Below are 11,644 nucleotides of genomic sequence, written 5' to 3'. Positions count from 1 at the left end.
AGCGGCGATCCATGATTGTTACGCTATCGGCATTTAGTGGATTATTCCACTACTTTTTCACAAAAATTTCCGCTGGTGTCTGGAAGCAGCCCAGCGGAAAAGTGTCAGAATGCGACCCCGCCCTGAATGTACCACTGACGACCTCGGTCGAAGGATTTCTGGTAGTTTCCAAAGCTTCCGGAATAGCTGCCCCAGGCCATGAATTTCTCGTTCGAAGCGTTATCCAAGCCAACCATGGCGTTATATTTCTGGTTTGCACTAACCCAGCGCGCGCTCATGTTCACCGTTATATACTTGGGCTGTATCAGCGCGTTGTACATGATGGCATTCAGATTGGCATTGTAGCGGGACCGATAGGTGGCATCTACCCGAGGGGTAAGGCTACCATACTGACCCAGGTCGATCCTCTTCGAAACGCCAGCATTGGCCGTCCATTTCGACACAAGGACAAACATGGAGTTCAATCCAAGCCCCTGCACACTTGCGGTTAGGCTCGTGTAATGCGCATCCGTTTCCCCAACGGAACCACTTACCGTCCAACCGTCTCCGAGCGCATACTGACCTTCAAGTTCAAAACCCGAGATATGGGCTTTGCCTGCATTGGTATAGTATGGTCCGATATGCGTGGCATCAGACACCAGAAGCTGCACGTCATCATAAAAAGTGAAAAAGCCAGCGGCACTGATACGCAGACGATGGTTGAGTCCGTAAAACTTCAGCCCACCCTCGAAAGTATTGACGCTTTCCGGACGAAATGAAGGAGGAGCATTGGTAATATTCGTCAGGCGCTGCGTAAATCCGCCCCCCTTGAACCCTTGTGAGAACGTTGTGTATCCCATCAGTTCCGGCGTAAACTGATAGGAAAGATTGACCATTGGCGTCCAGCGCGCATTGTTGTTGTGATAGGACTGATACGGAACAATGCGGGTTCCAACAGGCGTGGAAACGATGGGGGCACCAATAACTTTGGTAATATACTGATCAGGAGTAAAAGTTTTGTTGTCTTCCGTGTAACGCACACCTGCCGTAAATGTCAGCTTTTTGGTGATATTATAGGTTTCCTGCGCATAGGCAGCATAGTTCTTGTCCTTGAAATATCCGCCACTTTGCAGACTTTCGACATAAAACTCCGTCGGATTTACGTCCGCTCCACTTTGGGAAAAATAGTAAACACCGGCTGAATAATGAAGCCTGTTACTAAGAGCATGCCCGTTGACCTGAAATTCTTCAGAAAACTGCTTTTCGAGATAATGATCCGTAACGTAATTGATCCCGATAGGAGAAGAATCACGATCCTGGGCAAACGCACCGACTGTTTTGCGATAGGCCGTAATGGACTTCAGATCGAAATACTGGGAAAGTTCGTAATCAACAGTGCCCGAAGTCGACCAGCTTGTCAGATTCGAATAATCGGGCTGGCTACCATAGTTCGTGTTCTTGCTAAAATAGCTGGAGTTGTAACAACCTGCGCCCGGACAGTTTAGCAGTGTTCCCCCATGCATAGCGTTGTTAAGCGCTATCATGCTGCCCGTCGCATTCGGATTAACGCCTGTTGTCACATACGGGGCGCCATTACTCCGGTCGCGCGTCCAGTCGCCGCGCAGAGTAACATTCAGCTTGTCGATGGGATGCCATCGCAAAGCACCTTTATAAACCTGTGTGTCTTGGTTACCGAGTTCACGCTGGTTTTTCTGGTTAGGAGCATGCACGTAACCATCCTGCATAAAACTACCAGCCGAAAAATTGGCAAACAATGTCTTGGATAAAGGCACATTGAAAAAGACACGTCCGTTAATCCGGTCAGCGGTTCCGTATTTCACGTCTGCCTTGGCTGAGAGCTGACTATTCGGTGTCAGTGATGAGACGGAAACCGCGCCACCAATAGTGTTACGACCGAAAAGTGTCCCTTGTGGGCCGCGGAGAACAGACACATTGGCAATATCGACCATGTTCAGAACCGCCCCGACGGGGCTACCGACATAGACGCCATCAACGTACATGCCGACCCCGGGATCGACGCCGAACGAGAAATCCGTCTGTCCAATACCGCGAATGAACACAGCTGCCGCATTTGCAACACCCGAATTAGATGCCACATTTCCAAAGGAAATATTCGGTGCCATATCCTGAATTTTTGCGAGAGACGTGATGCCGCGCTCGGTGAACTGAGTTCCCGTTACGGTCGTCATGGAAATAGGCGTCCGCTCAATCCGTTCACTCCGGCGCCGAGCCGTGACGGTAACTTCTTCAAGTCGCGTTGCGTTGACGTCCTTGCGTGCCACCTTATGCACAACACTCTTCTTGCCCGAAATGCCGGAGAAGGTCTTTTTGACTGTAGCTGCATCTGCCACGTTCGCATTAAGAATAAATGAGAACGCCATAGCAGAGCATCCCGAATATAGGAAAGCGACCCGGATAGCTCTGGCGGCACAACGAACGGCCGGTCTGGACGCAGTACTCGATGTTTTCAAGCGCATAATACCTGCTCCTCCTTACTGCATCGGGTCCAATCTGCGGACGCGAGATTTCAAGACGATATCGAAACATAATTACATAGGATCAATAGATCTCCAGATCGCTCGGATTCTGTGAGTTCGTTGCCTACCCGGATTCTTTCGACAGCCTCAACGCCAATATCTTGTGAAGTTTCCACTGAAATGTCTACTTGATTCGTTGCGAATCCGGCATATTAAGTTATGCGACAGACGCAGATATTTCTGCAATCCGGCACAAGTGACAGACAGGCTATATGTCTGCACGCTCCCTCTTTGAGGTGGCATATGCATTGAGGATAATTTTTATATTGCCCTCAATGCACAAAACTTATTTATCAATTCTGAGGTCGATTTAACGCCAAATAACCAGCAGACCACTACACCACAAGATTAAAATCTATGGCTTAGGTTCCCATTCCACGGAAGCATTAATAATAAATATATAAATTGATTGTTTTTATCCTCGTTCAGCATCAATCAATGATTGCGGCTTATGAGGAAATTACGGATTTTTTCTATTTCAGAGGGCTTTAAGACCTCAGAAAATTTTGGCATCCCATAATTTGCCAAGGCTCCTCTTCCAACCACAGCATGGAACCCCTGCACACTCTCAAGAGCTCCGGACCACCGCAGATCAGGCAGAACACCGCCTGAAACCGCATTATCGCCATGGCAGGCCATGCAGTAATTCTGATAAATTCCGTAGCCTTCCTGAGCTTTTTTGGGATCAAAGGTCTGTGCTGTTTTGACAGGACGCTGTGACTGACGTGTCTCCGGTGGAAGGCTGTCATGTCCATTGAGGGCAAATACTAGAAGCCGGGAATGATTGATGCTTGTATTCCTGATCCGCGCAAGTGCCCCACCCATCAACGGAAATGCTCCGCCCCAGCCGACTTCTACCGCCACATACTGCGTTCCGTTTACGGTATAGCTCACCGGAGGTGCTACAATTCCTGTATGCGCATCAAACTGGAAAAGTGTTTTGCCCGTATTGGCATCATAAGCCTCAAAAGTGCCCGTAGAGAGGCCTTGGAAAACCAGATCTCCGCCTGTTGCTAACACACCACCATTCCAGGGCGCACTATGCTCTACCCGAAACGCCGGCTTTCCAGCGACGGGGTCCCAAGCCAGAAGCCAACCCTGAACGGTTTTGGAAACATCCTCCAAAACTTTCGGATCAGCCGGAAGCCCCGTCATGTCGATGCCGAGATTGACTCCAATCTTGTGCAACTGCATGTGTTCATTGGCCTTAAACGGCTCTGGCAGCTGCTGAGCGGGAATATAAACGTATCCGGTCCGCGGACTATAAGCCATCGGCGCCCAATTATGGCCTCCCAGCGATCCCGGAATGCCAAACCATGTCTTGCCGCTGATCGACCACATGGCATCAGGTACAATATCCGGGCGTCCGGTCTTTGGATCAAGGCCTTTGGCCCAATTCTGGAACGTATACGGCGTGCCAGACAGGAACTCGCCTGTAGCTGCATCCAGCATGTAGAAAAAGCCGTTCTTTGGCGCCTGCACCAGAACATGACGCATCTTTCCCTTGATCGGCAGATCCAAGATCATCATGGGTTGAGATGCCGTAAAATCCCATTGGTCTTTTGGGGTCTCCTGGAAATGCCATACATATTCGCCGGTTTCCGGTCGCACTGCGACAATACTGGCCAGAAAGAGATTGTCCCCCACACCATTAGAGCGGAACTTGTAATTCCATGGGGAGCCATTTCCGACCCCCAGATACACCAGGTCCGTGACCGGATCGTAAACAATGGAGTCCCATACAGTTCCCCCACCACCGGAATGTATCCACCCGCCGGTCGGGCGCCATGTCGGATACGCCAGCGAAGAAAGCGCTTTGTCAGACGCTGCGTGATCGGGGACATTTTCCGGCGCGGGAACCGTAAAAAACCGCCACTTCAGTTTTCCCGTGACTGCATCGAATCCTGAGACAAAACCCCGCGCTCCGAATTCGGATCCCCCATTGCCGATGATGACCACATTCTTCGCAATCCGCGGTGCACCATCAATCGTGTAAGAACGGATGTCCCCCAGTGTCTTGTCCTGCGGGATCGTGTTCACACTCCAGATCAGTTGCCCGGTTTTGGCGTCCAGTGCGATTAGCCGCCCGTCAAACGTACCGACATAAACACGACCATTCTGATAAGCCACTCCGCGATTGACCGTATCGCAGCATCCTCTGCCCGCAACAGTTCCTGGCACCTTGGGATCATACCGCCACAGGACACGCCCTGTAGCTGCATCAAGGGCTTCAACTTTGCTCCAGTTTGTCGTGGTGTACATAACACCATCAATGATCAACGGCGTTGCTTCCTGCCCTCGCAGGCTATCAAAATCCTGATGCCATACCAGCCCTAGCTTTCCGACATTTCCCGTATTGATCTGGTTCAGGGGACTGTATCGCTGCTCGAAAGCCGTGCGCCCATGCTGGGGCCAGTCATCGGGCGAACCGACACTGCCCTGCGCAAGCGCTGATCCACCTGAAAGTACAGTCGCACAGCACAGAACGAGCGCCGTCAGGGGAAAAATTCTAGCCATCCCGAGTCCTCTCAATGCTGGATACAGATGGATTTGGTTTCGGTGAATGCGTCCAGCCATGCTGTTCCAAAGTCACGCCCGATGCCGGATTGTTTGATCCCCCCAAAAGGCATGTTCGGATCAATCATGACGTGGCTGTTGATCCACACCGTTCCCGCTTCCATGCGGGGTGGCAGCTTCATCGCTGCTTCCAGATTGTTCGTCCACAAACTCGCAGCCAGTCCGAAATTTGTATCATTTGCTTTTGCAAGGGCTTCTTCGGCGCTGGACACCCGTGTCAATGTCATGACAGGACCAAATACTTCTTCTCGTGTCAGGGCCAGCGTATCGTCGGGATTGAGAACCAGCGCAGGGCGAATATAGAACCCGTCCCCTTCCGGGACCTGCGGGCCTCTCAGCATCTCTGCCCCTGCCTCACTGGCACGGTCCAGATAGGACTGGACTTTCCTCTGCTGCGGTCTGGACACTACGGGATTGATAAATGCCGTCGGATCCATTCCCGGTCCGATACTCATTCCCGACAGGGCGCTCTCCAACCCGGCAGCCACGCTGTCAAACAGCGGCGCCTCCACATAAATCCGCGAGCAGGCCGCGCAGACCTGACCCTGATTGAGAAAGCCAGCCATTGTCAGACCATTCACGGTCCGCTCGATGTCAGCATCAGCCAGCACAATGGCAGGATTCTTGCCGCCCAGCTCTAGCGAAACGCGCGCCAGCCTCGAGGCGCATTGCTCTGCAATCTGCTTTCCTACGGGGGTCGAACCCGTAAACGTCACCTTAGCAACATCCGGGTGGCTGACCAGACCTGCACCCGCCACCGCTCCCATTCCCGTCAGGACATTGAAAACGCCGTCAGGCACGCCGGCTTCAGTGGCCAGCTGCGCAAACCACAACATGGTCAGCGGTGTGATTTCAGAAGGTTTGACGACCACCGAACACCCGGCAGCCAGAGCCGGAAGAACTTTCCATACCCCGATCAGGAGCGGAAAATTCCAGGGCACGATGCCCGCCACCACGCCAATCGGCTCCTTGCGCGTATAAGCAGTATAGCGCGCACCAGGTGGCATCGCGATGGAGACATCCAGGCTCTGACCGGTGATCTTGGTTGCCAGACCTGCCACATACCGGATCCAGCTCTGCGCGCCTCCGGCTTCAAGAATTCGGGACAGCGTAATGGACTGCCCCTGTTCCAGGGTTTCAAGCTGGGCGAGAATCTCTGCATCACGCTCTACCAGATCAGCAAGACGCAGCAGGATCCGTTCACGTTCGGAAGGGTGCATGTCGCGCCAGACGCCTTTGTCAAAGCTGCGCTTTGCCGACGCAACCGCGTGCTGGACATCGTCAAATCCGGCATCCGCCACAGATGACAGGACTTTCCCTGTCGCAGGATTGAAAACGGGCAGACGCGCCTGAACGCTGGAATCGACCCATTGACCATCAAGGTAAAGGCCGTGCTTACGGTCCAGAAACATCTGAACGTCAGGAAGAACGGATGTCACGGTCATAGGAATTCTCTCGTTTTGCACGCGCTATGGCAAAAGGACCAAAGCGATACATCTCGATGCTACTCCGGAATGGTGGATAATTCCACTTATTTATCGAGTTTTTGTTTCACGTGCCTTATGCGCACGGAAACACCCCGTGACCTGGGGTTACGACCTTTTGTGCAGTGAGCAGACGTTGCGACAGATTTCAGTAGATATTGTCGTAGATCCGGCGGGTCATCGCCATGAAGGCCTGTATCTCCTCATCCGACGCGTCGCCGAAAGCACGTTCGAAAATATGCCCGGCCTTGGCACGAACCTGAGAGAGCGCAGCCCTACCCTTCTCGGTCAGGCGGACTTCCGTCACCCGGCCATCCGTCTGGGAGACGCATGTCCTGACCAGATCCTCGCTTTCCATCCGATAAATCAGCTTAGTCATGGTAGACACACGGATCACCGCAAGATCCGCAATCCGGCTTATGGTCGCAAACTCATATTCATGCAGAATATTCAGGACGCGCCAGCGCGGCACATCCATTCCAATCGGTTTTAGATGCGCGTCCATTCGCAAATGATAGAGTCCGACCAGACGAGATAGATGAAAAAACGGCGATGTCTCTGGAGAGAATGCAGGATCGCCGGGATGCGCCTGCCGCCAGGTCTTGCCACGTCTCAAGTCATATTCCTATCAGATCGGTCATGAATATTACGACTAGCCGATAGTTTCAGAACTGGGAAGAATGATCCTCCACAACCTCATGCATCCCACTCCGATACAGCGCCATTGCAGATCCCAGCGCAAGCAGGAAAACATACACCATGATCCCCGTAACACTGCCCGTTCTGTAATACAGCACGGTCGCTAGGAACGGAGAGATCCCTCCTGCCAGGGTGGAGCCCAGTTCATGCGCCAGCGCTACTCCCGAATACTGGCAAAATGGGGGAAAGAGGCGCTCAAGCAGTATGGGCTCCACCGCGATCATGGGGGCATGGCCCAACATCATGATTAAAACAAACCCTCCAATCACCGCGACAGGCTGTCCTGTAGACACCACCCAGAAAAATGGCACTGTCAAAAGGACGAGAGCACAGATACCCGCCAGATAGACCTGTGCAGCCCCGAACCGTGTTGAAAGCCACCCGAAGAAAGGCATGGCAAGCCCATCTGCGATCAGCCCGCAGGTCATACCTGCAAGCAACAGACTATCCGGCACATGGTGCGCCCGACCGTAAACCAAACCGAACACCGATATCAGATAGATTCCGCCGTTCTCCGCCAGACGGATTCCCACTCCCCGGATCACCGTAAGCGGCTTCTGACGCAGGAACTGCATCAGGCGCGGCTGCCTGGCCTGTGGCAAAGTCTCTTTTCCTGAAAGCTCTCTCTGGGATCTTAGAAAAAGTCCCACTGCCACAAATGGAAGCGTTGCCAGGAAGCCAAATCTCCACCCCCATGAAAGGAAGACGTGTTCAGGCATATGTCGCAAACCCCACATCGTGGCCGTACCCAACACCATGCCCAAGGCCACGCCGGACTGGCTGAGTGCCAACGCGATGTTCCGCTGATCCGGGCGACCTGGGGGGCGGGCTTGCCCGATCACTAGGGTACTTCCAGCCCACTCCCCCCCTGCCGCGATTCCCTGCACCAACCGCAACACTAGCAGAAGCAGCGGTGCCAACAGACCGATCTGTTCGTAGGTCGGCAAAGTGCTGATCAGGGCTGTAGCACCCCCGATAATGAAAAGGGTCCAGCGCAGAGAGGTTACGGATCCGTACCGGTCCCCAATAGCTCCAAAAATCATACCGCCCAAAGGGCGCACGAGAAATCCTAACGCAAATACGGCGATCGTCTCGATTTGCGTCAGAAATGGGTCATGTTGCTGACTGAAAAAGATACGCGAAAAAACCAGCGGGGTCGCTGCCGTGTAGAGCGCAAAATCATACCATTCAACAACATTGCCTATCATCGCGCTGATCGTTGCCAGTTTTACCGTACGCACCCAGATAGCCCCCATAATTCCGTTTTTATATCGGATCGATATTTATAAGAAATTTCAACTGAAATATTTTTGGAATCCTCGTTCTCTGCTATCAGGAAAAAATCGGAAAAATCCCAATCTTAGGCTCAAGGCTCATAGCCAGAACCTGACGGTTGCAGCGAGACAGATGGCTGAGAAGAGGACGGCCGGGCATCGGTTGTAGCGTGTTGCGACCCGCCGCCAGTCCTTGAGCCTTCCGAACATGATCTCGATGCGGTTGCGTCTTTTGTATTTTCGCTTGTCGTATTTGACTGGTTTTCCGCAGGATCTCCGTCCCGGAAGGCAGGGCCTGATCCCTTTTTCCTCCAGAGCCCCCCGAAACCAGTCAGCATCATAACTCCGGTCCGTCAGCATCCACTGTGCCATAGAAAGGCTGTCCAGAAGAGCAGCGGACCTGTATAATCGCTGACCTGTCCCGCCGTCATGAAGAAGCTCAGCGGTCGTCCGTTCTGATCCGTGATCGCATGCAGCTTCGTATTCATGCCACCTTTGGTACGACCGATCAGACGCCCTGGATCATCCTTTTGAACTGCAGGCTCAAAGCCGGGCGGTACGCCTTGAGATAGATCGCATCAATCATAATGGTCTGAGGCTCTGCCTCTCCGGCAGCTGGACCGTCCATCATCCGGGCGGAAGACCTCCATGGCGTCCCAGCGCGTCTTGTGCGGGCCGTATTCCCGAGGCGCATCCCGCTAGCGCAGACCATTGCGGTTTACGAAAATGATGCCGCTCAGCACACGACGGTCATCAACACGAGACTTGCCGCGGCTCTTGGGAAAGAACGGTCGCAGGAGCTCCATTTGATCGTCCGTCAGCCAAAACAGGTCGCTCATCTTCAGTCTCCTCAAGGAGCCTAAATCAAAATTATCTATAAAAATCAATGGGTTATGATCTTAATGATCCGCTGGCCGAAGCGCACACATATATTAGCGTCCCACTACCCGACTTGCATGACGGGCATAGTGATTCAGGAAATGGCTTCGTACGAGCGCAATTCTCGCATTTTTCTCAGAAACAACCACGTGGTATCCGGATCGATACTTTAAGACCGGGCCCTTCGGTGCGACCTGATAGTTCGATTGCACCGTCGATTCTGTCGATAGCCCGGGCAACGATGGCTAGACCAAGTCCGCTCCCTATACCTGGCGTGTTGCCAAGCTGGTAGAAGCGACGGAAAACGTCAGCCCTGCTGGCTTCCGGAATACCTGGTCCTCGGTCGGAAACGTCAATGCGGAGAGATTGCGAGCTATCTTGCCCTATCGTATAGAGCCGAACCTCAACAATTTTACCGGAGGCCGCGTGAATCATGGCGTTTTCGATCAGCGCCGACAACGCTGTTTCCAGCAACGTGGGATCAGATGTGAGGATCGTCGGTTCGTCACTGTCAAATGAGAATGCGACGCCGCTTTGCGCAGCAAGGAGTGCCTGTCGCGCTATAATCCCACTAATAAGCTCCGCAACATCGAATTGTGCTCTGCTGGCGGTTCCCGCGTCCAGACGGGCCAACAGCAGCATGCTGTCTGTCAGCGACCGAGCCTGATCAATAGATTTAAGCAATGGGATCGTTTGCGCTCTTGAGAGGGTCGTGGTTCGCACCAGCAACTCAGCATGCATACGAATGGCGGCCAGAGGTGTGCGCAGTTGATGCGCGGCAGCATCGGTAAAGGCCTGTTCATGTTCGATGCCGGTTCGGACGCGCGCGAAAAGTGTGTTCAATGTACTGATCAAGCCACCCAGTTCTCGCGACCAATTGGATGGGTCAAGTGGGTCGAGATCCTGAAAGGAGCGGCAATCCAATTGCCTGTTTAGACGTCGCATATCCGCGAGACCATTGCGAAGCATGTTCCACAGCAAAAATGCACTAAAAAGAACAAGAAGATTAACCGGAAATACGATTTTATGAACCAGTCTTATGAGACTCCGGTTGATGTCGGCCCGACGCTCGCCAACGACGATCAACAGGCCATAATGCGGAATGTCCATCCCATATGAGCGCCATCGGTCTTGACCGAAGGTATGAAGACCTGGATTACGCGGGATAATGGCATCAGGTGGCGCATTCTCAGAATGGACAATGTCGGCTCCATTCCGAAAGACAGCGAACATGCGCTTTTGCTCGCCGGTGCGAAAAGCCAGCCTATCTTCTGCGCTTAGTAGATCTTTCGGAAAATGTGTATCGGCGCTTTCCGACAACTCTTCCTGCATCAGGGCGTAAAGCATATTCGCGCTGACCCTTAAGCTGCTGTCCGAGGCTCTGTCGATATCGGAACGCGCCATGACGTATGCGATGCCACCGGCTGCCGAGCCGAATGCGATCAACAGCAGCAGCATACGGATATAAACGGCAGCCGTCAGGGAGCGCAGACGCATCGACAGGATACTCTTTATGTCTCTATTTCGGGACGGTATAACCCAGTCCACGCGCCGTGATTACGAAATCAGATCCAAGCTTGCGTCGAATGGCTGATATCGCGACTTCGATTGTGTTGCTGTCATATTCCTCACCATCATCATATAGTTCATTAGCTAGGTCTGGCTTCGAAACAAAGCGACCCGCACGGCGTGAGAGTAGCGCTAGCAGTTTAAATTCCTTGGCCGTCAGATGCACCGGCTGATCGTCCCGGTGCACGACACGCCCTCCTAAATCAATGTCCACACCCCGGATGGACAGAATGTCGGACAGACGGCCCTCCTGCCTACGAATTTGCGCGCGTATGCGTGCCGCCAGTTCGGCAAGATCGACAGGCTTGACGACGAAATCGTCTGCTCCGGCATCGAGACCCGCGACACGATGTCGGGGATGCTCCCGCGCTGTGAGAATGATGACGGGGGTGTAGGTGGATTGCCGACGGATCAGGCGAAGGATCTCCTCTCCAGACAGAACAGGCAACCCAAGATCAAGGAGTGCAACGTCAAACCGTGACTGTGTTAAGGCGGCGACTGCCGCCTCGCCGTCCTGACACCAACAGACATTATAGCCATCCTGTTCCAATGCGACCTTAATTGCCATTCCAAGTAGATCATGGTCTTCCACAAGCAGAATCTGCATCGGATATCCTATCCCGGT

The 11,644-nt window shown here is 53.1% G+C and carries 7 protein-coding genes and 1 pseudogene; all 8 read right to left on the bottom strand.

The features are described 5' to 3' along the window. Positions 1 to 104: 104 nt before the first annotated feature. On the bottom strand, positions 105 to 2,381 hold the full coding sequence (locus IGS75_RS08900; protein WP_228123675.1) for a TonB-dependent receptor: 2,277 nt from the start codon (positions 2,379 to 2,381) through the stop codon (positions 105 to 107). Positions 2,382 to 2,972: 591 nt separating this feature from the next. After that, positions 2,973 to 5,054, bottom strand: a complete 2,082-nt coding sequence (locus IGS75_RS08895) for a PQQ-dependent dehydrogenase, methanol/ethanol family (protein ID WP_202256617.1) — start codon at positions 5,052 to 5,054, stop codon at positions 2,973 to 2,975. A gap of 11 nt (positions 5,055 to 5,065) precedes the next feature. Then, complete coding sequence (locus tag IGS75_RS08890) at positions 5,066 to 6,559, bottom strand: aldehyde dehydrogenase family protein (protein WP_202256616.1); 1,494 nt, start codon at positions 6,557 to 6,559, stop codon at positions 5,066 to 5,068. Between the two features lie 187 nt (positions 6,560 to 6,746). Then, complete coding sequence (locus IGS75_RS08885) at positions 6,747 to 7,214, bottom strand: MarR family winged helix-turn-helix transcriptional regulator (protein WP_062108787.1); 468 nt, start codon at positions 7,212 to 7,214, stop codon at positions 6,747 to 6,749. 49 nt (positions 7,215 to 7,263) lie between these two features. Continuing rightward, complete coding sequence (locus tag IGS75_RS08880) at positions 7,264 to 8,538, bottom strand: MFS transporter (RefSeq protein WP_237468743.1); 1,275 nt, start codon at positions 8,536 to 8,538, stop codon at positions 7,264 to 7,266. A gap of 132 nt (positions 8,539 to 8,670) precedes the next feature. Further along, a pseudogene (locus IGS75_RS08875) lies at positions 8,671 to 9,410 on the bottom strand (IS5 family transposase). Positions 9,411 to 9,585: 175 nt separating this feature from the next. Then, positions 9,586 to 10,947, bottom strand: coding sequence for a sensor histidine kinase (locus IGS75_RS08870; protein WP_202256615.1), 1,362 nt, complete (start codon positions 10,945 to 10,947; stop codon positions 9,586 to 9,588). 22 nt (positions 10,948 to 10,969) lie between these two features. After that, positions 10,970 to 11,626, bottom strand: coding sequence for a response regulator transcription factor (locus IGS75_RS08865; RefSeq protein WP_167495520.1), 657 nt, complete (start codon positions 11,624 to 11,626; stop codon positions 10,970 to 10,972). Positions 11,627 to 11,644 lie beyond the last annotated feature (18 nt).

Source organism: Gluconobacter sphaericus (genome assembly GCF_016757795.1).
Taxonomy (GTDB): domain Bacteria; phylum Pseudomonadota; class Alphaproteobacteria; order Acetobacterales; family Acetobacteraceae; genus Gluconobacter; species Gluconobacter sphaericus.
Note: the sequence above shows the minus strand (reverse complement) of the source record. Positions and strands in the feature narration are given on the sequence as shown.

Bases quoted from the DNA above. Each gene is read 5' to 3' on its own strand.
- IGS75_RS08865 (WP_167495520.1), bottom strand. From the start codon at position 11,626: ATGCAGATTCTGCTTGTGGAAGACCATGATCTACTTGGAATGGCAATT.
- IGS75_RS08890 (WP_202256616.1), bottom strand. From the start codon at position 6,559: ATGACCGTGACATCCGTTCTTCCTGACGTTCAGATGTTTCTGGACCGT.
- IGS75_RS08870 (WP_202256615.1), bottom strand. From the start codon at position 10,947: ATGCGTCTGCGCTCCCTGACGGCTGCCGTTTATATCCGTATGCTGCTG.
- IGS75_RS08895 (WP_202256617.1), bottom strand. From the start codon at position 5,054: ATGGCTAGAATTTTTCCCCTGACGGCGCTCGTTCTGTGCTGTGCGACT.
- IGS75_RS08900 (WP_228123675.1), bottom strand. From the start codon at position 2,381: ATGGCGTTCTCATTTATTCTTAATGCGAACGTGGCAGATGCAGCTACA.